Source organism: Citrobacter sp. CK188, from assembly GCF_030333525.1.
Taxonomy (GTDB): Bacteria; Pseudomonadota; Gammaproteobacteria; order Enterobacterales; family Enterobacteriaceae; genus Citrobacter_B; species Citrobacter_B koseri.
In genome coordinates this window covers 454,315-478,898 of the sequence record NZ_JAOWFU010000029.1, presented here as the reverse complement: position 1 = coordinate 478,898, position 24,584 = coordinate 454,315, and the positions used below count along the sequence as shown (strand labels likewise).

General features: G+C 51.7%; 18 protein-coding genes, 3 tRNA genes and 1 pseudogene. 7 read left to right on the top strand and 15 right to left on the bottom strand.

The window, feature by feature from the left end:
* Positions 1-34: 34 nt before the first annotated feature.
* On the top strand, positions 35-751 hold the full coding sequence (gene mrkJ / locus OGV67_RS07555) for a cyclic-di-GMP phosphodiesterase MrkJ (RefSeq protein WP_058669307.1): 717 nt from the start codon (positions 35-37) through the stop codon (positions 749-751).
* Between the two features lie 59 nt (positions 752-810).
* On the opposite strand, the gene OGV67_RS07550 is transcribed toward mrkJ, so the two are convergent.
* The 6 genes from OGV67_RS07550 to OGV67_RS07525 form a co-directional block, all read right to left on the bottom strand.
* Positions 811-1,461, bottom strand: a complete 651-nt coding sequence (locus tag OGV67_RS07550) for a fimbrial protein (RefSeq protein ID WP_071258810.1) — start codon at positions 1,459-1,461, stop codon at positions 811-813.
* A 14-nt stretch (positions 1,462-1,475) separates the two neighbouring features.
* Complete coding sequence (locus OGV67_RS07545; protein WP_047462854.1) at positions 1,476-2,471, bottom strand: fimbrial protein; 996 nt, start codon at positions 2,469-2,471, stop codon at positions 1,476-1,478.
* Positions 2,462-4,948, bottom strand: a complete 2,487-nt coding sequence (locus OGV67_RS07540; protein WP_071258813.1) for a fimbria/pilus outer membrane usher protein — start codon at positions 4,946-4,948, stop codon at positions 2,462-2,464. Before OGV67_RS07540 ends, OGV67_RS07545 begins: the two co-directional genes overlap by 10 nt.
* Positions 4,949-4,959: 11 nt before the next feature.
* Complete coding sequence (locus OGV67_RS07535) at positions 4,960-5,661, bottom strand: fimbrial biogenesis chaperone (RefSeq protein WP_012131866.1); 702 nt, start codon at positions 5,659-5,661, stop codon at positions 4,960-4,962.
* Positions 5,662-5,756: 95 nt separating this feature from the next.
* A complete protein-coding gene (locus OGV67_RS07530; protein WP_071258816.1) occupies positions 5,757-6,365 on the bottom strand; it encodes a fimbrial protein in 609 nt (202 codons plus the stop codon).
* A 609-nt stretch (positions 6,366-6,974) separates the two neighbouring features.
* Positions 6,975-7,064 (bottom strand) — tRNA-Ser (locus tag OGV67_RS07525).
* Positions 7,065-7,157: 93 nt separating this feature from the next.
* On the opposite strand from OGV67_RS07525, the gene mtfA reads away from it, so the two are divergent.
* Positions 7,158-7,955 (top strand): DgsA anti-repressor MtfA, encoded by a 798-nt coding sequence (gene mtfA, locus OGV67_RS07520; protein ID WP_286465207.1) that lies wholly within the window; start codon positions 7,158-7,160, stop codon positions 7,953-7,955.
* Between the two features lie 100 nt (positions 7,956-8,055).
* Positions 8,056-8,131, top strand: a tRNA-Asn gene (locus OGV67_RS07515).
* A 37-nt stretch (positions 8,132-8,168) separates the two neighbouring features.
* On the opposite strand, the gene cbl is transcribed toward OGV67_RS07515, so the two are convergent.
* Positions 8,169-9,119, bottom strand: a complete 951-nt coding sequence (gene cbl, locus OGV67_RS07510) for an HTH-type transcriptional regulator Cbl (protein WP_024130225.1) — start codon at positions 9,117-9,119, stop codon at positions 8,169-8,171.
* 101 nt (positions 9,120-9,220) lie between these two features.
* Positions 9,221-10,138, bottom strand: a complete 918-nt coding sequence (nac, locus tag OGV67_RS07505) for a nitrogen assimilation transcriptional regulator NAC (RefSeq protein ID WP_047462844.1) — start codon at positions 10,136-10,138, stop codon at positions 9,221-9,223.
* A 327-nt stretch (positions 10,139-10,465) separates the two neighbouring features.
* On the opposite strand from nac, the gene OGV67_RS07500 reads away from it, so the two are divergent.
* Positions 10,466-10,541: transfer RNA gene (locus OGV67_RS07500), tRNA-Asn, on the top strand.
* A 98-nt stretch (positions 10,542-10,639) separates the two neighbouring features.
* Here the strand turns inward: OGV67_RS07500 and OGV67_RS07495 are convergent.
* The 3 genes and pseudogenes from OGV67_RS07495 to OGV67_RS07485 all read right to left on the bottom strand — a co-directional run bounded on the left by OGV67_RS07495 (position 10,640) and on the right by OGV67_RS07485 (position 13,457).
* Positions 10,640-11,650, bottom strand: coding sequence for a FecCD family ABC transporter permease (locus OGV67_RS07495; RefSeq protein ID WP_071258819.1), 1,011 nt, complete (start codon positions 11,648-11,650; stop codon positions 10,640-10,642).
* Positions 11,647-12,604 (bottom strand): annotated as a pseudogene (locus tag OGV67_RS07490) (ABC transporter substrate-binding protein). Before OGV67_RS07490 ends, OGV67_RS07495 begins: the two are co-directional and overlap by 4 nt.
* Positions 12,605-12,623: 19 nt before the next feature.
* Entirely contained in the window at positions 12,624-13,457 is an 834-nt protein-coding gene (locus OGV67_RS07485; protein WP_225622020.1) for an ABC transporter ATP-binding protein, read from the bottom strand.
* A gap of 229 nt (positions 13,458-13,686) precedes the next feature.
* Between OGV67_RS07485 and shiA the strand changes: the two genes are divergently transcribed.
* The 3 genes from shiA to OGV67_RS07470 all read left to right on the top strand — a co-directional run bounded on the left by shiA (position 13,687) and on the right by OGV67_RS07470 (position 18,369).
* Complete coding sequence (shiA, locus tag OGV67_RS07480; RefSeq protein WP_012131820.1) at positions 13,687-15,003, top strand: shikimate transporter; 1,317 nt, start codon at positions 13,687-13,689, stop codon at positions 15,001-15,003.
* Positions 15,004-15,120: 117 nt separating this feature from the next.
* Positions 15,121-16,575, top strand: coding sequence for an AMP nucleosidase (locus OGV67_RS07475; RefSeq protein WP_071258825.1), 1,455 nt, complete (start codon positions 15,121-15,123; stop codon positions 16,573-16,575).
* Between the two features lie 15 nt (positions 16,576-16,590).
* The gene (locus tag OGV67_RS07470; RefSeq protein ID WP_071258828.1) at positions 16,591-18,369 is read left to right on the top strand and encodes an aminopeptidase P family protein; all 1,779 of its coding nucleotides are present in this window, start codon (positions 16,591-16,593) and stop codon (positions 18,367-18,369) included.
* A gap of 212 nt (positions 18,370-18,581) precedes the next feature.
* Here OGV67_RS07470 and OGV67_RS07465 read toward each other — a convergent pair whose 3' ends face one another.
* The 4 genes from OGV67_RS07465 to fdnG all read right to left on the bottom strand — a co-directional run bounded on the left by OGV67_RS07465 (position 18,582) and on the right by fdnG (position 24,136).
* Positions 18,582-18,980 carry a P-loop nucleotide/nucleoside kinase family protein gene (locus OGV67_RS07465; protein ID WP_306685497.1) on the bottom strand — a complete coding sequence of 133 codons (399 nt, stop codon included), beginning with the start codon at positions 18,978-18,980 and terminating at the stop codon, positions 18,582-18,584.
* Between the two features lie 569 nt (positions 18,981-19,549).
* Complete coding sequence (fdnI, locus tag OGV67_RS07460) at positions 19,550-20,200, bottom strand: formate dehydrogenase-N subunit gamma (RefSeq protein WP_058669333.1); 651 nt, start codon at positions 20,198-20,200, stop codon at positions 19,550-19,552.
* A complete protein-coding gene (gene fdxH, locus OGV67_RS07455) occupies positions 20,193-21,074 on the bottom strand; it encodes a formate dehydrogenase subunit beta (protein ID WP_047462820.1) in 882 nt (293 codons plus the stop codon). The genes fdnI and fdxH overlap by 8 nt, the downstream gene beginning before the upstream one ends.
* An 11-nt stretch (positions 21,075-21,085) precedes the next feature.
* Complete coding sequence (gene fdnG, locus OGV67_RS07450) at positions 21,086-24,136, bottom strand: formate dehydrogenase-N subunit alpha (protein ID WP_072025323.1); 3,051 nt, start codon at positions 24,134-24,136, stop codon at positions 21,086-21,088.
* Positions 24,137-24,584: the final 448 nt, after the last annotated feature.

Genomic DNA, 24,584 nt, shown 5'->3' with positions numbered 1-24,584 from the left:
CTCCCACCGTTGACCTGATTTCTGACGAGATATAATGGACGCACTTATGTTTTTCAATCATAATTTGTCACGTAGCGATATATCCGTTCGATATGTCTTCCAAAAAATGTTTTCACCTCTCGGGGCGCTTGTCGCCGTTGAGTGCCTGAGCCGCTTTGACCATATCCCTGTTTCTCCAGAAGAGTTATTTCGTTATGCCAATGCGGACTTACGGGAAAGTATCTTTATGGAACAACTGGCGTTAATAGAAAAACATAAAGCGTGGTTTATAAAAAACAATGTTTCTGCCACGATTAACGTTGACGACCATATACTTAGCGTCCTGCTACGGCCAGAAGTGAAAGCGAAAGTCAAAGCACTGGGCTGCGTTCACTTTGAAATCACGGAAAACTCTAACGAACTGTTGAATAACTCTCTCGCCGCCTGGTGTGATTCCCACAGCACCCCACTCTGGCTCGATGACTTTGGCGCTGGCTACGCGGGAATTAACGCGATTCGCGGCTATCATTTTGATTATGTCAAAATCGACAGAAACTTCTTCTGGCATTTAATGCAAAAAGAGTCTGGTCGGCCATTGATGGATGCGCTGGTCACTTTCCTTTCCCGTAACCAACATAATGTGATTATTGAAGGCGTCGAAAGCGAAGCGCATAAGAAATGGTTGCAGGGTATGGAGTGGTTTGCCATTCAGGGGCATTACTGGAAAGAAGTCAGTATTGAACAACTGGTCAAAGAAGAGATTACTGTTTAAAAAAGAGAAAAAAATGCCGGAAGACTCCGGCATCAAAACCAACCTTCACACGCAAGAAATCAGTTATACACTAACTCCCAGGTTGCCCAACTGGTCAACGGGCCACTGGTCGCTTTCTCCGGCGCTGGCGTAACGTAACCGATGTAATAAGTAAACACACCGCCGCTTACCGCTTTTTCCACCAAAGGCACCCGGTTTTGCTGCGGGTCAGCCGGAACAATTTTATTGCTTTTATCCAGCGTATTATTGTCGTTGGTCGACAGCGCCAGAAAAATATGGCTGGCCCCATCCGCTCGTGTATTCGCCAGATAACCGGCATTTTCGTTGCCGACGGTATTGACCGTGAATCCATCAATCCAGCGCACACTTACCGTGCTGATCTCATCGTTATTCGCAGCGCCACCATCATGACGTAACTGACAGTTCGACAATTCCAGGGTGAAGGATTGCGGTTTCATAAATGCGCCCGCGCCACGGGCATGTACTTCCGCCAGGCTTACCGGAGCCAGCCAGACGCTACCGCTGCCCGCATTGTTGCCCCCGTTGAGCGCCACGCTACAGGAGATATCCGTTACTCGCCCTGCGAAGTCCACCCGTCCGCGATCGTAATTGGTTTCAAATCCCCACGCTGAAGAGGCGACAAGCATTCCGCTCATCAGGGTCAACTGAGTGAGTCGTCTGATATTTTTATACTGTGCTGAATCACGCATACCCACCTCCCGAATTAATCGTACGTCAGGTTAAAGATCATGTGCGACTCCACCTCACCGGTACTTGTGGTCGATGCGTATTGATAGAAGCGTGCACGATAAGGCAATGTAATGTAACGGGTTTCCTGGGTCTGCAAGGTGCCGATATTATATTTCTTGCTAAATTCCAGCGGGGTGCCATCTTTCAGTACCTGGACGCCAATCCCTTTCGCCGCAGCGTTTCCGCTTTTTTCGTTGATGAGCACGCCCTGAGCGGCAGTGGTGCTTGTCGCCAGGTTGCCGGAAAATGTCGTATGGATATTGGCGAAACCGGATTCACTTACGCCGCCGCTGCACTGCAACTGGATATTAAAATCTTTGCCTCCCGCCGTGGTGCCAACGCCATTCAGATCGCTGCGCTTAATCGTACCGATATCAACGTTCATATTCTTACCGCTTAACACGGTACAGGAGGGCGAGACGACGGTGATGGCATTGGCGCTGAGGAACGTTTCAAGGATCGGGTTACTGCCGTTTTCCCAGTCATAAGAGGTATATTTCCCCGCCGCCAGGGTGCCACTGCCGGTCACGTTCGCAGTTTTAATCACTTCCAGCGTAAAGCGGGAGCCTTCCAGTGAATAATTGGTCTGCCTGTTGACATAGGAGGAGTAGACATCCGGGTAGACAATATTGACCGTTGCGCCACCGCGACTAAAACGCAAGCCGATGCCGTCTACGTTTGTCGAATAAATTTTATTCCCCAGGTCGGTGGCTCCGGGCACGACAATTTTCGCCGCAAAACGGTTAGTACCGGCTGAACAGCTATAGCTTGCTCCACCCGACGCCGACATTGTCCAGTCACGGGACACAATCACTGAGCCCACCGGCAGATCCGGCGGAACAACCACTCGCCCGATGGCCATGTCTAATGTCACCGTCGGCTGTGAAAGGCGCGAGCAGAAAGCCCATGCCGACGTTGTCCCCAGCGCCATTAATCCAATAAAAAGCGTCAGTCTTTTACTCAGCGACATAGCGTTTCCTTTGTTTTTGCCTGACTCAGATCCACCGTACATTGCCCGCCATTCCACTTAACCGTGGCCTTTGACGCGCTGGCGTCGCTGATAAACATCATGCTGCCCTGCCCCACAACACCGATCTCTTTTCCGCTCGGGTCAAAAATCGTGGCGGCAAACGGCAACGGCAGGCCATTCGCCTGGCGCGCCTGCACCGTGATGTTGTTTTGCACTGTGGTATTGAAGGCAACTTTGACTACGCTCCCCTCCCACGGCACAACCTGCGCCACGGTACGATCGAAAGCGATATCGTCATTACTGCCTTTCGGGTCAATTTCCACGGCGTTAATCCGGTAAGGCCGCAGATACGGCAGAATGGCGTAGCCGTTGCTGTCAATGCGGGTCCCCGGCGAACCTGGCAACATGGCGCCTGCGGCATCTTTCGCTTCGATCAGCGCCATCGTGGTGCCGCTTTCCGGCGAGAACACCACGCCATGCTGATGGGCAATCAGCGTCCCGCTGGCGCCAACGCCGCTCTGACGATACCCTTCGCCCTGGCTATAACTGCCGTTCAGCGTAGTCCACGGGGTACGATAGCTGCCGTTCAGCGCCACATCGTGCTGGCCTCCAGTCGCGGTGGTGGTCGATACGCCGTAGTTGAGGTTGTTTTCACTGCCCAGCGAGCCGTTGACGCCAATCTGCGAACTGGCGAAGTGCGAGTTGTTGAACGAGGTATTTGACGTCAGATTCGCGGTGCGATTCTCGCCGAACCACAGCGGGTAGCTAAAGTTGAGCGAAACGCGATCGTCGCGACGATGACCGGAGCTGTCCGGCGTATAGACGCGCTGAGCGCTGACCGACCATGAGAGGCGACCGAACATATTGTTATAGCTGAGCTGATACTGCTTCTCCGTGCCTGAACGGTTCCAGTAATCCGAAACCCGACCGCTTAAGTAGAAACCGCCCCAGCCGTCCGGCAGGTTCTGGTTTACGGTAAAGGTCATGCTGTTTTTCTGTCGCCACACGGTGTAGTTGCTGTTGTGGTTCTTTTCCTGATCGACGGCGTACAGCGCGTCGTTCAGGTTGTAGTAGCCTTTGGTGGAGTAACGATACGCCGCCAGGACAATACTGGTCTGCGTTTCGGTGAACATACGGTTAAAGGTGGCGCGGTAGCTCTGACCATGCTCGTCAAGGGTATCGCTCTTCAACCGCGAATGGGTGACATCGAATGACAAGGCGCCGACGCCGGTGTTCATCCCGGTCCCCAGCAGGAATGCCTGATAGTCATCAAAACCGGTCACGCCAGCATAGCCGGTGAACAGGTTATTTAAGCCCTGTTGCCAGGTCGCCTGGTAGAGCATCGGTTTATTGCGCAGCGAACTATCATCAACCTTACCGGCAGAGAGCGCATAGCGGGTCATCCCCGGACGCAGTAATTGCGCTACCGAGGCATAAGGCACGCTGAACACCTGTACCGAGCCATCGGCTTCTTTTACTGAAACCTCAAGGTCGCTGCCATAGCCGGAGGGGTAAACATCCTGTAACGTAAACGGTCCCGGCGGCACGGTGGTCTGATAGATAATATTGTTGCCCTGACGTACCGTCACCAGCGCGTTACTTTGCGCCACGCCGCGAATTTCCGGGGCGTAGGAACGCATACCGTCCGGGAACATATTGTCATCGGTCGCCAGATTTACCCCTCGCAGGCCGATGGTGTCGAAAAACTCACCGTTGGTAAAAATCTGCCCACCGCTGACAATCGAGTTAATTTGCGGAATCGGACGTTGCAGGTAGGTCTGGTTGCTGTTCCAGTGCGCCTTCCCCTGCTGTTGTTGCCAGTTCAGGTTACCAATGTGTTTGAGCAGCCAGCCGTCCCAGGAAAGACCCGCGTTAACGCCAAGATAGGCGCTGCTGTTATCTGACCCGTTGGCCGATGACGTGTGGCTGTTCCAGGCGTTCGCCATCCAGCCTAAATTCAGCGCCGCAACGCCTTTATCCCAGAACTCCGGGCTGACAAAATTCTTAAAGCGCTGATCTTCGTAGATTTGCGGTACGGAAATATCCAGCCTCAGAGAGGACTGGATCAGGTTGTCGCTGACATTTTCTTCGTTACGCCACTCTTGCAGTCGTCCGCAATAGCCCTCTTTCGCGCTAAGCTGTGGGTTAAATTTTTCTGGCGAGATACCGTATTGCATCAGCATCGCTTTGGTGTAGCAGACGCCCATTTTGCCGTCTTTTCCACGGGTGATATTCAGGTCGTAGCGGCCTTTCCACTCACCATTGGTATACACATCAAGTGAGTAAACGCCCTCAGAGATAGCGCTCGTGGAAAAGCGCGACAGATCGACCTTTTCGCGACTGCCAACAATAAAGCCATCGTTAAACTGATAAACCGTTCCTGGGTTTTCCTGGCCGCTTGAAAATGGCGGAAAGCAGTACAGTGCAATCGCAATTGCCGTACTTAATCTTTCCGGGCGGATTGACCTCTGCTTCATGATCGTTTCCCTTATTTAACGGCAACTTTCACTGCGACATCTGCGCCATAGTCATTAATGTTGTTAACAGTCAGGGTCTCGCCTTTGTTCACTGTCGAGGAAAGCGCGATAGTCTGACTGGACTGTGGGGCAAACATCACCGTTTTGCTGTTCAGCGCTTTGCCGCCGTCACGAGAGATACGGCTTACGGTGATATAAAAAGGCGTGGGATTGTTGACGGACAGGCTGCTGCCGTTGGCGGAAAGCACCAACTTTTCCGCCGCCGCATCACGGTTGCCTAATCCATTCGGACGATAGATAAACTTAAAGCGAGAACGAATCGCCAGTTGCAGAATATTCTGCCCTTCATTTTTCTGGTTAGCCTCTACCGGCGGAATTTCCAGAAGGTTCAGCCACCACAATGTCTCTTTATCTTTAGCGAGCCCTGCATTGCTGCCGAGCTTAATACGCAGAGTCTGACCGCTTTTAGCGTCAACGCGGGAAATAGGTGGTGTAATAATAAATGGCGTAGTAATCGTATCCGGCGTTGCATCGGCATTACCGTTATCCAGCCAGGCTTGTGCCAGTGCCGGACGATCTGCGGTATTAGAGAGCTGCACCGTTATTTCTTTTTCATTTCCTGGATAAATAAAGCGGGTGCCATTAACAATAATGTTATTAGCATTAGCCGCAAAACTAAAAATGAAACAGAAAAAAAGGGCAATAAGCTTCATGCTGACCTCTGAATAAAAAATAAGCGGCAGCAGCGGCCGCTTTATTATTGTTTTATACCGCCCCGGCGCGAGGCGGTTTTATCTCTCAGCCGATATTACTGGTAGGTAATTTCGTAAGTCGCATAGCTATTGACCACACCGGTTGTCACGCTGTCAGGCGTACTGGTGGCATAACCAACATAGTAAGTGAAACGCGCGCCATCCTGAACGGCAGTCGCGTCGCCAGTCGCTTTCGGTTGAGCGGTATCACCAGGGATGATTTTATTGGTCAGCGCGGTGGCATTATCGGTAGACAGAACCAGCTGGATATCCTTCGCGCCAGCCGCTTCCGTATTGGCCAGGTAGCCCTGTTGTTTGCCGGAAGCGCCCGCCAGCAGGTTGCCGCCGGTCCAGTTCACACCCAGTTTGCTCACTTCATCTTGTTTCGTACCATCAGCCGCCTGGCAGTTAGAAACATCGATGGTGAAAGATTTTGGTTTCAGATAGGTATCCGCAGCCGCAGCTTTAACTTCCGTTAACGTTACCGGAGACAGATAAACATTAGCATCGCTGCCCTGGCCGTTTACGGAAACAGTACAAGATACGTCGGTAACTTTACCGAAGAAATTAACCTGACCGCCGCCGACATTAGTATCAGCAGCATTTGCCGCAGCCATGCCAAAAAATGCAGTCGCGATTGCAGCAGAGAGAAGAACCTTTTTCATTGCCATTTCCTTGTCAGAGTGAATTAAGTATCAATGAGCAAACAGTGAGTTCACACAAAAATCAGAAGCGATATGCGATTCTTACTTGTGCGACTGTTAATAGAAACTTCGACTGACCGGAAGCTGCTATATTTAAGGTATCAAAAACGAACTCGATAAAAACTCGTTGATGCTGTCGGCGTCAAAGAATGCTATTTCGGAGTCAAATATACATTTTTTCATATCTTGATTGAGGCCGTTTAACAGGATTACACCTATTAATCCTCACCTGAAAAATAGAAAAATCCACTCAATGGCATATTGCTATCTTAAAACTTCTACAATTTCTCTCTGTACTGCCTGTCAGTGCTTCACCAATATTGCCAAATAAGATCACCGGTTAAATTCGCGGCGAACCCGGCAAAGAGAAGCCGTAATTCTCCGGTCATAAAACGGAAAGCCAGAGGTTTGTTGCCGATCGCAAAGCGTAAGTGTTCCCCGACGCTGAATCGTCCTGTTCTGGAAAAATCGGAGGAGGATGATGGCGAGAAGCATACCCGGTGAATATACCAACACTATACCAAGTGTGACGGGGGTCGTTGAAAGGGAGTGAACTAAGTGCTTGAATAGTGGCGGAGAGAGGGGGATTTGAACCCCCGGTAGAGTTGCCCCTACTCCGGTTTTCGAGACCGGTCCGTTCAGCCGCTCCGGCATCTCTCCGTTCTGGTGGTTGCCATGATGCCAGGTAATTTGGCATTTTAACAGACCCTGTTCCTGCAATTTTGTTCAAGTGACGAGTTTGCGAGCAAAACGATGATTAAGTGGCCCTGGAAAGTACACGAAACAGACCAGAATGCGGCCTTGCCGTGGGATGACGCCCTGGCAATTCCCCTTCTGGTCAACCTGACCGCGCAAGAGCAAGCCAGATTAATTGCGCTGGCCGAGCGTTTTTTACAGCAAAAAAGGTTGGTCGCTCTTCAGGGATTTGAACTGGATGCGTTGAAAAGCGCGCGTATTGCGCTGCTTTTTTGTCTCCCGGTGCTGGAGCTGGGCATCGAATGGCTCGATGGCTTCCATGAAGTGCTAATCTACCCTGTGCCTTTTGTTGTGGATGATGAATGGGAAGATGATATTGGTCTGGTGCATAACCAGCGCGTTGTCCAGTCCGGGCAAAGCTGGCAGCAAGGCCCAATAATTCTGAACTGGCTTGATATCCAGGACTCCTTCGATGCGTCCGGCTTCAATCTGATTATCCATGAAGTGGCGCATAAACTTGATATGCGCAATGGCGACCGGGCCAGCGGCATCCCGTTGATTCCTCTGCGCGAAGTGGCCAGTTGGGAGCACGATCTCCACGCGGCCATGAACAATATTCAGGATGAAATTGATCTTGTGGGCGAAACCGCATCCAGCATTGATGCTTACGCAGCAACCGACCCTGCTGAATGCTTTGCGGTTCTGTCAGAATACTTCTTCAGCGCCCCGGAACTGTTCGCCCCGCGTTTCCCGGCATTGTGGCAACGTTTTTGTCAGTTTTATCGCCAGGCCCCCTTACTGCGACTGCGTGATAACCCAGAAGAGGACAATATACCGACATCACACGTCCATTAAATCGCGGTTTTGAAGATTAATTAACCAATTGAAATGACGTGCGAATTTTACTGTTGACACGTTACAGAGCGGTCAGTATTATTCGCCTCGTTCACACGATTCCTCTGTAGTTCAGTCGGTAGAACGGCGGACTGTTAATCCGTATGTCACTGGTTCGAGTCCAGTCAGAGGAGCCAAATTTAAAGAAGCCCGCTTTTTAGCGGGCTTCTTGCTTTATATCTGATAATCAATGACCGCCTCATCCGACTCCATCACCTGCCGCTTAATATCTTCGACAGACAGCCCCGCATTACACAACTCAATAAACCGCCAGACGTAGTTGCGCTGTAACTGTCCGCGCTTCAGCCCCAGCCAGACGGTATTGGCATCAAATAAATGTCGGGTATCAAGACGCGTCAGCGCCCCCTCTTCCTGCTCGCCGCTGGATTGCTCGGCGACCAATCCAATCCCCAGCCCCAGAGCAACGTACGTTTTGATCACATCAGAATCCTGAGCGCTCAGGACAATATCCGGCAACAACCCTTTGCGGGAGAAGGCTTCATCAATACGGGAGCGCCCTGTAATGCCCTGGCGATAAGTGATTAGCGGCCAGTGCGCGATCGCTTCCAGCGTCAGTGGCGAGGTCTGCACCAGGGGATGATCGCGAGGTACTAATAAACTGTGGTGCCAGCGAAACCAGGGAAAGGCCACCAGCAACGGATCATTACTCAGACGCTCACTGGCAATGCCGATATCCGCGCCACCGTTTTGCAACAGCCCCTCTATCTCCTGCGGCGTGCCCTGAATAAGCTCCAGTCGGACTTCCGGGAAAATCTCGCGAAAGGCTTTGATCACTTCCGGCAAGCTATATCGCGCCTGGGTGTGCGTCGTGGCAATGGTCAGTACGCCAGATGTATCATTGGTGAACAGGTCGGCCAGTCTGCGAACATTGCTGGCCTCATTCAGAATGCGCTCGGCGATGACCAGCAGCGCCTTACCCGGTTCTGTCATCCCGAGCAGGCGCTTGCCGCGCCGGATAAAAATTTCAATACCGAGCTCATCTTCAAGCTCGCGAATATGCCGACTCACTCCCGACTGAGAGGTATAAAGCATATTGGCGACTTCAGTCAGGTTGTAATCCTGACGGGCCGCCTCGCGGATGATTTTAAGTTGCTGGAAATTCACGCTTCGCTCCGAAGACATCAGACATGACGCTATTGTTAAAGTCTGAAGCCCGGCATAACAAATAATAAAAACCTGCATCTTATACCGCGATGGAATAACGCTTAGCTCACCAGCAGAAGCTCACGGTTTTCCAGCATAGGGCGGCTCACCAGCGACATCAGGATCTCTTTCACTGCCTGTGCCTGCGGCGTCAGACTCCCCCTCGCCGACATATTCAGCGACAGCGGTAAACTCATCGACGGCGTGGTGATACGCGCCATCCAGCCATTTGCCGCGCCGCTTAACGATCGGGCTGCCGACTCCGGTAACACCGTCACCCCCATCCCACTGGCGATAGCCGCTGTTAATGTCGCGATGGATTCGATTTCACCAATCACTTTTGCGGTCAATCGGCGTAAGGAAAAGGCTTCATCCACACGCGAACGAACGGCGCTATAGTCGCGAGGAAGGAAAAGGTTCATCTCCGCAACCGCCGTTAAATCCACGCTCGGCCCAGGGCAATCCCGGGTTCCCACCAGAAAAAGATCTTCTTTCAGCAGCGGCTGGCTGGTAATACCGGCCACCGGAGAACGCTCGTAAAGAACCGCCATATCAAGTTGGCCGCTGAGTAATTTATCATTCAGCACCACCCCGCTGTTTTCATGCAGGTAGACCAACACCTCTGGCAATTCCGCCCGCACGGCCTGTAGCAGCGGCATCGTCACCGACGAGGCAGCCGTTCCCGGCGCCAGACCAATAGACACCTGCCCCCTCAGCGTTTGCCCGACGTTATTAACCGCCAGCTGTGCCTGTTCACACTGACGCAAAATCGTTCGCGCATGGGTATACAGGATTTTTCCTGCTTCAGTCGGCGTCACGCCGCGCTTTGTCCGAATCAACAATTGCTGATCCAGTTCCCCTTCCAGCGTAGCGACCTGCTGGCTGAGTGCGGGTTGCGCAATGTGTAATACTTCCGCGGCCTGCGTCAGGCTACCGATGTCGACGATTTTCACAAAGTATTTCAGTCGTCTGAAGTTCATTTTGCCTCCTGTCAGGAATACCAGTCATGATACTGGCTGTCATGTTATGAAGGATTTTGCAAAAGGCTTGCCAGTTTCTGGCCGACGCTGATTTTTATGCTAACCTGCTGTCAAATAAGAGAATGTGATTACAAGACAACGTTTTTAACGTTAACAACAGTTTCCGATCTGCCCCATAAGAGGTACGTTTGCACCAGAATGGCGCAAAATAGCGGCCGAATGAAAGATCATCGCTTTGTTGATTTTGTCAGCAAACGAACGCGCAATCGCATTTCACCCTTTGACAATGATCGTGGGCGTCGTTAATATGCGCCCCGTTCACACGATTCCTCTGTAGTTCAGTCGGTAGAACGGCGGACTGTTAATCCGTATGTCACTGGTTCGAGTCCAGTCAGAGGAGCCAAATTTAGAAAAGCCCGCTTTTTAGCGGGCTTTTTGCTTTTCTGTACTCCGAACAACCACAATCAGGTATACGTTCCAGCCGCTTACCGTTTCTGGCCGTCATATTGACGACGTTCTGGCGAGCAATACAATAATAAACAAACCGCCAATACCCGCCGTAATAATGCCGACAGGCAGTTCCTGCGAAGTCAGCAACGTTCGGCTGACAATATCGCCGCCGCACAACAGCACAGCCCCCCAGACACCACAAAGAGGCAGTAAAAGCAGATGTTTAACGCCAGAAAAGTACCGACACAGATGTGGCACCATCAGCCCGACAAAGCCGATCACTCCTGTCAGTGCCACTAAGAAAGAGGTCGCCAGCGCGCAGCACAGGAAAATTTCCATCCGCAGGCGGCTGACGTTAATCCCCAGCGATAACGCCGTCTGCTCACCAGCCAGCATGCCATCCAGCGCACGCCATCGCAGCAGAATAAAAGCGCTCAGTAATATCAGGCTCAGTAAGGCGAAAGGCAGATTGCCCCAACTGGCTAATCCCAGGCCGCCCAGTGACCAGAACAGCACGGAACTGGCGGCACGTTGATCGCCAGAAAAAATGAAATAGCTGGTTAACGCGCCAAACAGAAAGGAGATAGCAAGCCCACTGATAATTAACTGCTCAGCCCCGCGTTGCTTTTTGAAGTGGAACAGTAACATCACCGCCATAGCGGAGCAGATCCCACCAACAAATGCCGATACGGGGAGCGTCAGCGTGCCAAGCTGATTGCCGAATCGGGTAATGACCAGCACCGCGCCCGCCGATGCGCCCGATGACAGCCCAAATAAAAATGGATCGGCAAGATCATTACGTGTGGTGGTCTGCAACAACGCGCCCACTATCGCCAGCCCTGCCCCTGTAAGTACAGAGAGGAGCGTCCTCGGCACGCGTAAGTCAATCACAATTCTGCTGACCATATCCGATACCGGCACATCTGCAATCCCCATCGCTCCCAGCACCTGCAACAGCGATAACGAAACAGCGCCTTTGGCAATACTGAGTAACATTAATCCTGCCAGTACCACCACCGCGCTCCACATCGCCCAGTGGTAACGGTACGAAGTAAAACTCATTGTGCAGCCGTCTGATACATGGCCCGAGCCAGTTTTTCTACTGCTTTGACATTCGCAGGGCCTGGCGTCAGTTCAGCATATTGCAGCTTCAGATAACGTTGGTGTTTCACCGCTGGCGTGAGTTTCATCAACGGGTGATTTTCCAGGAAGTGACGAAGCTCATCAGCCCCACTTCCCGTTTGATAATCCAGCAGAATGATAAAGTCCGGCTCAGTGGCAGCCACACTTTCCCAGGAAGTTGTGCCCCAACTGATATCCAGCGCCTCCATCGCATTTTTACCACCAGCCGCTTCAATAATGGCGTCAGGCATCGCGTATTTCCCGCTGGTAAAAGGTTTATCCTCTCCCGAATCATAAACAAACACGCTTAATGGTCGGGTTCCTTTCGGCGGTTTGGGCAGCGCCTCCAGCGTCTTTTTCCAGCGATTAACCAGCGCCCGAGCGTCATCTTGCTTACCAAAAATCTTCCCCAGCGTCAGTACGTCATTATAAAGTAGATCCATACTGGCTTTACGCTTATGCGCGGCAGTAAAGACGCAACTTTCGCTCAGAACAAAAGTCTTGATGCCATATTTGATTGAGTGAAGAAGGCGTCACTTCACCCCCTACTTTCATGCCATAATTCCAGCCTGCGAAAAAGAAATCTGGATTAACCGCCAGCAATGTTTCCAGAGAGGGATATTTTGGTGCCAGTTCAGGGATCGACCCCATTGCTTTTTTAAATTCCGGCGTCATTTTGTACCACCCGCTGATACCGGTCAGACCGACGATACGATCCTGTAAATTCAGAGCGAACGCCATTTCAGACATATTAAGGTCATTAATAATCGCTCGCTTTGGCGGTTCCGTGAACGTCACGGGTGTTCCACAACTCTCTATGGTGACAGGAAAATCCGCAGCCTCTACTGCCGATACCGACAAAATAGCAACCATGCCTGCAAGCAATTTTTTCATCACAATCCTCAGATATTTATTATGCATAGCCAGGAACTTCAAAAATACGTAACGCTTTCCCCGTATCAGGGTGTGGTACGGTAAAGCAGGTCAACCCAAAAACGGGATAAAGGTTTTCAGACACCAGCACACGCTCCGGTGTGTCGCAGAGCACCATTCTTCCCTGCGACAGAAGAAGAACGCGGTCAGCAAAAGATTCAATCAGCGACAGATCGTGCAATACCGCCACCACCGTTATCCCCTTGTTTTTCACCAACGAAAGCAGTTCCACCCGACCGGAGGGATCCAGATGGTTGGTTGGCTCATCAAGCAGCACCAGGCTCGGCATCTGAGCTAACACCCGCGCCAGCGCCGCCCGCTGCCTTTCTCCGCCAGAAAGCGCAGACAGCGACCGCTTTCGCAACGCCAGTAATCCCGTCTCTTTAATGGCCTTCGTCACGATGGCATCATGCCTGTCGCGTAGTGCATCCCGGGCGTGCGGGATACGCCCCAGCGCCACATAATCCTCAAGAGCCAGCCTCAGATCGGGCGTATCATTTTGCGCCAGAACGGCGATCTGCTTTGCCCGCTGCTGCCGCGACAGCGCCGAAACAGACCGGCCCAGTAGTTGAATATCGCCCTTCTGAAGGGGGAGTTCCTGACTTATTGCCCTCAGTAAAGACGTTTTACCGCTGCCGTTAGGCCCAATAACAGCCAGGCATTTCCCTTCCTCAACCTCAAAGCGAATTGCACAAAGCAGTTCTCCGCCTCCGGGTCGCTGTAGCGACGCAATATTGACGCTTAGAGCACTCGCCGGGTTATCACTGGATGCGACGAATTGCACAATACTTAACCTCTTCCATGATCGAACCATTAATTGGATATGTTATATCATAACAATTAACGTTAACAACCCTGAGATACAAGGCGATTTCAACCGGGGCTCCGTACTATTTTTCATTTTGTCTGCGCGTGACGGATAAAATCATTTTCTCTTTCCGTCTGTCGCGGTAGTCTCATAAAGGCCGTTAATATGTCGGCAGCAATATGAGTAATCATTTCTCCATACTAATAACTAAAAAAACAGCACAGACAGGATAACTATGGATTCCACCCTCACCTCCACGCGTCCCCAGGATGAGACGCCTTCGCTTAATCGCGCGCGCCGCGCCGCATTAGGAAGCTTCGCTGGCGCAGTCGTCGACTGGTACGATTTTCTGCTCTATGGCATCACCGCTGCCCTGGTGTTTAATCGTGAATTCTTCCCGCAAATCAGCCCGGCGATGGGCACACTCGCGGCGTTTGCCACCTTCGGCGTTGGCTTTCTGTTTCGCCCGCTGGGGGGTGTGATCTTCGGCCACTTCGGCGATCGTCTGGGCCGCAAGCGTATGCTGATGCTGACCGTATGGATGATGGGTATCGCTACCGCACTGATTGGCATCCTCCCTTCTTTCGCCACTATAGGCTGGTGGGCGCCGGTACTACTGGTGATATTACGGGCTGTCCAGGGTTTTGCCGTCGGTGGCGAATGGGGTGGCGCGGCATTGCTGTCGGTTGAAAGCGCGCCGGAGAACAAAAAAGCGTTTTACAGCAGCGGCGTTCAGGTGGGTTATGGCGTAGGGCTGCTGCTCTCGACCGGTCTGGTCTCGCTGATCAGCACGCTGACGACCGATGAACAGTTTCTGAGTTGGGGCTGGCGCATCCCATTCTTGTTTAGCATTATTCTGGTGCTTGGCGCCTTATGGGTGCGCAATGGCATGGAAGAGTCCGCCGAATTTGAACAGCAAAAACAGGAAACACCACCGGCGAAAAAACGCTTGCCGGTCATGGAGGCGTTGAGCCGTCACCCTGGCGCATTTCTGAAAATCATCGGCCTGCGCCTGTGCGAGCTGCTGACGATGTATATCGTCACCGCGTTCGCCCTGAACTACTCCACCCAAAATCTGGGGCTTCCGCGTGAGCTTTTTCTGAATATCGGTCTGCTGGTGGGGGGACTAAGCTGCCTGACGATCCCCTGCTTTGCCTGGCTTGCGGACCGCTTCGGTCGTCGGCGTGTCTATATTACAGGTGCCTTAATCGGTACGCTCAGCGCATTCCCGTTTTTTATGGCGCTTGAAGCCCAGTCAATCTTCTGGATTGTGTTCTTCTCCATCATGCTGGCCAATATTGCTCATGATATGGTGGTCTGCGTACAGCAGCCGATGTTTACCGGCATGTTCGGTGCAGGTTATCGCTACAGCGGTGCCGGAGTCGGTTACCAGGTCGCCAGCGTCGTGGGCGGCGGGTTCACTCCCTTTATCGCCGCCGCACTGGTCACCTTCTCCGATGGGAACTGGCACAGCGTTGCCATTTACCTGCTGGCAGGCTGCCTGATCTCTGCCGTTACGGCGCTGTTGATGAAAAATAAACCACACGTCTAATCCCTGTACGGGGGCCGTCTGGCCTCCGTCTGTTCTTACGCAACGTCTGACTTTTGTTTCACATTCCTGTGACATACTATCGGGAGAGCAGTACACCTGTGGAACAAGGAGACAGACATGAATAATAAGGGTGCCGGCCTGACCCCGTCTCAGGCGCTGGATAAACTGGACGAACTCTACGAGCAAGCGGTTCAGGCTCTGCGTAACGCAATTGGTAAGTATGTTGAAAACGGGGAGCTTCCAGACATTACAGCCCGAAATAATGGCCTTTTTGTTTACCCATCGCTTTCCGTCTCCTGGAGCGGCAATGCGACGAATCCCCCCAAGACCCGCGCCTATGGCCGCTTTACCCATGCTGGCTGCTACACCACAACCATCACCCGTCCTGCGCTGTTTCGCCCTTACCTTGAAGAGCAATTAACGCTGCTGTATCAGGATTATGACGCGCATATTGCGGTTGAACCGTCCCATCATGAAATTCCGTATCCTTATGTCATTGACGGTTCCGAGCTGTCGCTTGACCGCTCCATGAGCGCCGGATTGACGCGCTTTTTCCCCACCACTGAACTGGCGCAGATTGGCGACGAGACCGCAGACGGTTTGTTCCACCCCGGTGAGTTTTATCCGCTCTCTCACTTCGACGCGCGCCGTGTCGATTTCTCGCTGGCGCGACTGCGTCACTACACGGGGACGCCAGTTGAACATTTTCAGCCCTTTGTTCTGTTTACCAACTACACCCGCTATGTAGACGAATTTGTGCGCTGGGGATGCAGCCAGATTCTGGACCCGGACAGTCCCTATATCGCACTTTCCTGTGCTGGCGGGATCTGGATCACCGCAGAAACCGAGGCTCCCGAAGAAGCCATCTCCGATCTGGCGTGGAAAAAACACCAGATGCCAGCCTGGCACCTGATTACGGCTGACGGCCAGGGGATTACGCTGGTGAATATTGGCGTCGGGCCGTCAAACGCCAAGACTATTTGCGATCATCTGGCGGTACTGCGCCCGGACGTCTGGCTGATGATTGGTCACTGCGGCGGCCTGCGTGAAAGCCAGGCGATTGGCGACTATGTGCTGGCGCACGCCTACTTACGTGACGATCATGTGCTCGATGCCGTACTGCCGCCCGATATTCCCATCCCCAGCATCGCAGAAGTTCAGCGCGCACTGTATGACGCCACAAAAATGGTGAGCGGTATGCCTGGCGAAGAGGTTAAGCAGCGGCTGCGTACCGGTACGGTCGTCACCACCGATGATCGTAACTGGGAGTTACGCTACTCCGCCTCCGCATTGCGTTTCAACCTGAGCCGCGCCGTCGCCATTGATATGGAAAGCGCCACAATTGCCGCCCAGGGCTATCGCTTCCGTGTACCTTACGGCACGCTATTGTGCGTTTCCGACAAACCGTTGCACGGTGAGATTAAACTTCCCGGCCAGGCTAACCGTTTTTATGAAGGTGCGATTTCGGAGCACCTGCAAATCGGCATTCGCGCCATTGATCTGTTACGCGCAGAAGGCGATCGCCTGCACTCACGTAAACTGCGCACATTCAACGAACCGCCGTTCCGTTAAGGCATGAAGGTGTCTATGAGCAACCCAACTCCCCTTTCCGCCCTGCGTAATCTCCTGATTGCACAGGGGCTGGATGGCATGATCGTTCCTCGCGCCGATGCTCATCAAAGCGAGGACTGCACGCCACACGATAATAAACTGGCCTGGTTAACGGGCTTTAGCGGTTCTGCCGGACTGGCGTTAGTGCTTCGCGACCGCGCATTGCTGTTTGTGGATGGCCGCTACCAGGTTCAGGCCCGCGCCGAAGTCGATCGTAATGATTTTGAAATTCATCACCTGCATAACGAGCCGCTTGCGGAGTATTTGCAGGAACAGGTTGCCTCCGGCGCACGTATTGCCTTCGAACCTCTGCTGATGGTCAACAGCCAGTTTGAGACACTCTCAGCCACCCACTGCGAACTGGTGGCGTTAGACAGCGATCCGTTCGACGTTGTATGGCAAAACCGCCCCGCCGCCCCCTGCGGCATCATCCGGGAAATGCCCGTTGAAATCAGCGGTGAACGCAGCACGCAGAAACGCGCGCGCATTCTCGACGAACTGGCAAAACAGCAGGCGGATTACCTGCCGATCACCCTGCCGGATAATATCGCCTGGATGCTGAACGTGCGCGGCAGCGACCTCAACATGGTGCCTGTTCCTTTCTCGTTTGCGTTATTGCACCGCACGGGCGAACTGGAATGGTTTGTTGATGAAAAGAAAACTCAGCAGTTACCTGCAAGTTTGCTCAGCACGCTGACCATTTCCCCGCCGGGTGAGTTCCTTGCACGCTGTCAGCAACGCGCGGCCGGAAAGCGTTTCCTGGTTGATAAAGATTTCGCCCCGGTCGCCCTGCGCTTCGCTATTGAGCAGCATGGCGGTGACGTCATCTGGTCAGCAGATCCGATTACGCTGATGAAAGCGCACAAGAACGAAACCGAGCTGGCAGGATACCGCGAATGCCATGAGCAGGACGGCGCCGCCTGGGTTAATTTCCTCGCCTGGCTGGCGCACGAAGTGCCGCTGCGTGAAGCCGCAGGCAATCCAATAACGGAGCTGGAAGCCCAGGAAAAACAGCGGGCTTATCGCCAGCAACAACCGGGATTTCTTGAGCAGAGCTTTAACACCATTTCTGCATCGGCAGGCAATGCCGCCATGTGCCACTATCATTCAAGCGAGAAAACAAACGCGCCAGTCACAACCCAGGAGATGTACCTGAACGATTCGGGCGGTCAATATCAGAATGGTACGACAGACACGACCCGTACCCTCGCATTTGGGCCGCAGGAGCCGCAGCGTCGGTTACACTACACCGCTGTGTTGAAGGGCTTTTTGTCGCTGATTACCCTGCAATTCCCCAGCGGAACTCAGGGACACCAGCTTGACGCCTTTACCCGCCGGGCGCTTTGGGATCTTGGTCTGGATTACGATCACGGTGCGGGACACGGCGTAGGCCATCAGCTATTGATTCATGAGCAGCCACACCGTATCGCCAAAAAAGTGAACCCCTGGCCGCTGGTGGCGGGCAACATCATTACGATAGAGCCGGGCTATTACCTCGCCGGACAATACGGTATCCGCATTGAAAATCAGGTCGAAATTATCGAAAGCCGTCCTGGTTTCTGCAAATTCTCCACACTGACGCAGGTGCCGATCGACTTAAGTCTCGTGGAATTGCATCTGCTTAGCGAGGCAGAAAAACTGTGGATTGATGAGTACCATCAGCAGGTAAGAGAAACATTATCCCCTCGCGTAGAAAGCAACGCCCGCCCGTGGCTGTTCGCCGCTACCGCTCCCATACGGGTGCGCGCAAATTAACCCTGTATGCTGAAAACCAAAAGCCCGCTAAAAGTGGGCTTTTTGGGTAGAGGGTCGGGTTTGTGCCAGGAGCGGACATTGCTAAGTTCCCGCTGGAGTATTTCTCAAGACCGAGTCATGGGAAAGAACATCGATGATCCTCGAAACACATTCATCACTGGATAATCTGCTCGAGTCTAGAATGAGGTGTTCTCTGTTCCATGGTTCATAAGTCAAATCAGTGACATCTTTCCAGGCAGGGTTAACCCCTCTACTTCAGACACTCTGGTTTCTACTCGTTTACGATGTTCTATCTTATCGGAGCATATAATCTCAATTTCTAAAAAGCCGGTTCTTGCAGATAAAGCGATTTCTCGATAGGCATCACGGATTAACGCCAGTAGGTTGACTGAGTCAGTGATTACTGTTGCTCCTAATAGCAGATTCTCCCTGGCGAGTGAGTAAGCAACAAAATAACCGGCAGGGCCCATTTCACGGTCACCTTCTTCGGCTTTGAGTATGGCTTGCTCAATCGTGTCAATTCGCAAGTAAAATGCGCTTAACTGCTTTGCCAAAGCCTGAGCGATCGTGCTCTTCCCGCTGCCAGGCAAGCCACTGAAGATGATTAGCATAACGTGTCCTTTAAATGATGAAACCCTGCAGTATTAAAACACAGCAGGCCTTAGATTGTGGGGTTTCGCATCGCAGCGATATGACAAGTGAAGAGTATTACTGCTCATGTTAATACCAGGCGCATCCGCTCCTCGCTCTTAGCTGACATGATTGATCGGGAAAATCTTCCGCACATATCTCCCGACTGTAACTATAAAGCACAGGTTTAAGCTCAGAAAATTTTGGTTTATTAAGTATGGATAAATGCGTAACTTGTTGATTTATACTAAGTGTAATATTGCGGATACACCAGCACGGAAAGTTAACGTGTTGACAATAAATTCGGTATCGAAAACCGTGTTAGGTACAACTCTACCGAGGTTCAAATTCCTATCTCTCCGCTATTATTCAAGAAGTTACCCTTCCTGTTGATAGTGACACATACCGTTGAGAAAAAATGGGAAAAACCAGTGAGAAAAAATAGCGCCAGAGTAATGACTGACGCTACAGTGTTAATCACATTTTTATGTTCAGGGTTGAGCTTATTTTTACCTTTCTGTCGTATACGAGAACCTGAGATTCATGGATGTTATTTGGTCTTTTCTTGTACTTCTTTTTCAGCAGCTTCAACATCACGATACCAGCGAGGATGATGTTTCTTAGCCCACCGTCGACTGACTTTTCCTTCGATCATGCCGGTGATGGAGCCTTTCACCCAGAACGCCATATACATATGAATCAAAATAGCGTGGATCAGCACGATAGCCGCAGTTGCGTGAATCAATAAACTCCAGCGAACGACGACGATTGGAAAATAATGGGTAAAGTAAGGTCGCCAGATAATGACACCCGTCACCAGTAGTACAAAGATCAGGCTCATGATGCTCCAGAACATCATTTTCTGTCCGGCATTATATTTCCCGACATCCGCGACTTTATGTTCATTTCCTTTCAGTACCTCGACAATACCTTTAATCCATGGAATATCTTGTTTATCAGGGATATTGTGATGGACAAAACGGACGAACATAAACATCAGTACGACGAAGATCAGCACGCCAAAGAAGGGATGCAATATCCTTCCCATCTGCGGTGTACCAAAGGTTTCGGTCAACCATTGCAGAGTAGGGAAGAACAGAGCGATACCAGAAAGCGCTACCAGAAAGAAACTGATTACTACTGTCCAGTGACAGGCACGATCAATGAACTTCGTTCTCAGGATCATTTTGCTTTTACTCATGAGCGTTTTCCTCATCATCTGTCTCTTTGTTGGGCCCAATCCCTACATAGTGGTAAATCAGCCCAGCAAAGGTAGCGATAAATCCAGCAGCGGAAAGCGGTTTGAGGATCCCTTTCCATAGATTCACCGGGGTAGCAATATGCGGATCGTTCGGTAAGTTATGGTAAAGTTCCGGCTGATCGGCATGGTGCAAGACATACATCACATGAGTACCGCCCACACCTTGCGGGTTGTACACACCCGCGTTGGTGTATCCGCGTTTTTTTAGTTGTGTTGCACGGGTTTCCGCTACGTTCAGCATCTCTTTCTTGGTGCCAAACTGGATGGCACCTGTCGGGCAGGTTTTCACACAGGCTGGTTCCTGGCCGACGCTGATCCTGTCCACACAGAGCGTGCATTTATAGACACGATTATCTTCAGGGTTCAGCCGTGGGACATTAAACGGGCAACCGGCAATACAGTAACCACAACCGATACAGTGCTCAGACTGGAAATCGACGATACCGTTGGCGTACTGGATGATTGCTCCTGCAGACGGACATGCTTTAAGACAGCCAGGATCCGCGCAGTGCATGCAGCCATCTTTGCGGATCAACCATTCCAGCTTCTCATTCTGGGTGGTTTCGCTAAAACGCATCACAGTCCAGGATTTGGCACTGAGATCTGTAGGGTTGTCATATACACCGTTGCAATATCCGACGTCATCGCGGATGTCGTTCCATTCGGAGCAGGCTACCTGACAGCCTTTGCAGCCAATACAGGTCGTGACATCAATGAGTTTTGCCACTTCGGCACGAAAATCCCGTGCATGCGGCGGTGGAGTAATATTGTTGGTTGCAGAGCGTTTAATAATATCTTGTGATTGCATAGCCATTAGATCCTCCCTTACGCTCGCTCAATGTTAACCAGGAATGCTTTGTATTCTGGTGTTTGTGAGTTGGCGTCGCCGACGGATGGCGTCAGCGTGTTAGCGAGGAACCCTTTGCGTGTAGCCCCTTCAAATCCCCAGTGGCATGGGATCCCAATTGTATCCACCTGCCTGCCGTCAATTGTCAGCGTTTGCAGGCGTTTGGTTACAACGGCTTTCGCTTTGATAAAACCACGTTTGGACATGACCTTCACTGTGTCGCCTGCCGTAATCCCCTTCTTGCTCGCCAGCGCTTCGCCAATTTCGACGAACTGATCAGGTTGGGCGATGGCGTTCAGAAGAGCATGTTTAGTCCAGTGACGGAATAGCTCGGTAATCGAGTAAGTGGTCGCGACGTATGGGAAAATGTCAGATTTGCCCATATTAGCGATATCTCCAGGGTAGATGCGCGCAACCGGACTGGAAACAACATCCGGATGAAGCGGGTTGGTACCAATAGGTGATTCAATGGGTTCGTAATGTTCCGGGAATGGCCCGTCGTTCATTTTGTCGAGAGAAAACAGACGTGCGACACCTTCCGGATTCATGATAAAGGGCCCAACGTTACTGCCCGGAGCGGCCTGACTGTAGTCCGCCACATCCATTCCGGTCCATTTATTACCGTCCCAGTGTAGAAGGGCCCGTTTGACATCCCATGGCTTGCCGGCAGGGTCAGCTGAGGCGCGGTTGTAGAGAATTCGGCGATTTGCCGGCCAGGACCATGCCCAACCTGGCGTACAGCCCAGACCATACGGATCGCTGTTATCGCGATTGGCCATTTGGTTACCTTGCTCGGTCCAGCTTCCACAGTAGACCCAACAGAAGCTGCTGGTCGAGCCATCATCACGAAGCTGAGCAAAGCTGCTCAATTGTTGACCTTTCTTCGCGATCAATTGCCCTTTATCATCGTAGAGGTCTGCCAGCGCTATTCCGTTGGCTTCGCGGGCAATTTCTTCCGGATGTGGGTCATACGGGTCTTTATAGTTCCAGTTAATGCTCATAAGAGGTTCTGGATTCGCACCGCCTTCCTGTTGGTATAGCTCACGCAGACGCATAAACAGACGGCCGAGAATTTTGCCATCATGCAACGCCTCACCCGGCGGTTCGGCCGCTGCCCAATGCCACTGTAACCATCGTCCAGAGTTAGCAATTGAACCGTTCTCTTCTGCAAAACAGGATGACGGCAGGCGGAACACTTCTGTCTGGATATCTTCCGGTTTAACCTCGTTCATTTCGCCGTGGTGCTGCCAGAAGTTAGATGATTCGGTAACCAGTGGATCGATAACCACCATATACTTCAGCTTCGAAAGTGCGCGGGACGATTTGTTTTTATCGGGAAATGCAGCCAGTGGATTGAAACCCTGAACGATGTAGCCGTTTATTTTGCCTTCCAGCATCAGCTCGGCCTGAGTCATCACGTCATAAAGACGATCCCATTTAGGCAGCCAGTCATAACCCCAGCTATTTTCCGCAGTTGCATGATCACCCCAGAAGCTTTTCATCATGCTGACAAAGAACTTCGGCGTATTCTGCCAGTAGTTCACTTCATTTACGCCCAACGCAGGTGGGGTAATTTGCGAGATATAGGTCTGATAGTCCGGCTGTTTTTCGGAAGGCAGCGGCATATACCCGGGGAGGTTGGTCGACAGCAGGCCAAGGTCAGTATAGCCCTGAATGTTTGAGTGGCCACGCAGGGCGTTTACGCCACCGCCAGCCATACCAATATTGCCCAACAGCAGTTGCAGCATTCCGGCCGCACGAATGATCTGCGCCCCGGCAGAATGGTGTGTCCAGCCCAACGCGTACAGAATAGTCGCGGTGCGGTCAGGTACGCTGGTGCTGGCGAGAATGTCGCAAATACGATTGAAGTCCTCCACCGATGTTCCGCACAGGCGACTCACCATTTCCGGGGTGTAACGATCGACATGAGTTTTGAGTAAATTCCAGACACAGCGGGGATGACTCAGCGTTTCATCACGCAGGGCATTTTCCTGCTCATCAAGCTGATAGAACCAACTCGATTTATCATATTGCCGTTTTTTAGGGTCATAGCCGCTGAATAATCCGTCATTGAACTGATAGTCTTCGCGGATCAGTAGAGCAGCATTGGTGTAATGGAGTACGTATTCGTACTGTACGCGCTTGTGTTTCAGCAGATACCGAATGACACCCAGCAGGAACGCGGTATCCGAACCCGCACGGATCGGTGCATAGAGATCGGCAACAGCGGCGCTACGGTTAAAACGTGGGTCGACCACCACAACGGTGGCGTCATTTTTGGTCTGTGCTTCAACCACCCATTTAAAACCAACCGGGTGAGCTTCAGCCGCGTTGCCGCCCATAATCAGCACCACGTTGGCGTTTTTAATATCCACCCAGTTGTTGGTCATTGCGCCACGACCAAACGTTGGTGCCAGCGCAGAAACGGTTGGACCATGGCACAGACGAGCCTGGCAGTCGATGGCGACCATCCCCAGGCTACGGGTAAATTTGTCGTCGAGGATACCGGTTTCATTGCTGGCTGCCGAAGAACACAGCATGCCTGTGGTCGTCCAGCGATTGACGGTCACACCCTGCGCGTTTTTCTCGATGAAATTAGCATCGCGATCATCCTTCATTAACCGCGCGATACGGTTGATGGCATCATCCCAACTGATACGTTCCCATTTATCAGAACCAGGGGCGCGATATTCGGGATACTGCAGGCGTGTTTCACTGTGAATATAATCCAACACGCCAGCACCTTTCGGACACAAAGAACCGCGGCTGACCGGATGATCAGGATCACCTTCAATGTGGTAGATGCTTTCTTTGACGTTTTTAGCTGTATCGCCAAGACTGTACATCAGCATGCCGCAACCTACTGAGCAATAAGTACAGTTATTACGAGTCTCTTTTGCTTTTAAGAGTTTGTACTGACGTGTTTCCGCATGAACGGAAAAAGATGATAAGAATCCGAGAGATGCAACAGTTGTTCCTGCCATACCACCCGCGCAGATTCGAAAGAACTGCCTCCGGCTGAGCTCCATTTTTTCTCCAGCTTAAACTTAAGACATGAAAAAGTTCAGTTATTGTAAGGTTAAATCGAATGATAAACCATTAACTTTTAGTGGTTATTGACATGATGAAATATTGTTTTTTTGATCTCGAGGGGGATTGCCAGGTAAAGAGTTGAACTGATATCTGATGATGGAGAAGCGCTAGAAGGGTTGGCGCTGGATGGTGTCGAACTATTGGGCATCGTGACATACTTCATCAACCGTAGGAGTAATGATAATTGCCCGGTGATCTGACATCGATTCGCGTCGGGATAATACCCCCGGTTTTACCGCAACAATACCTCGCATAAAAAACCAGCATAACAGGCTGGTTCTTAAGGGGAATTTTGGTCGGCACGAGAAGATTTGAACCTCCGCCTCCTGGCACCCTATAATGGAGCTGAAGGCTGCTATGTGCCAGAAGCGGACATCGATAATG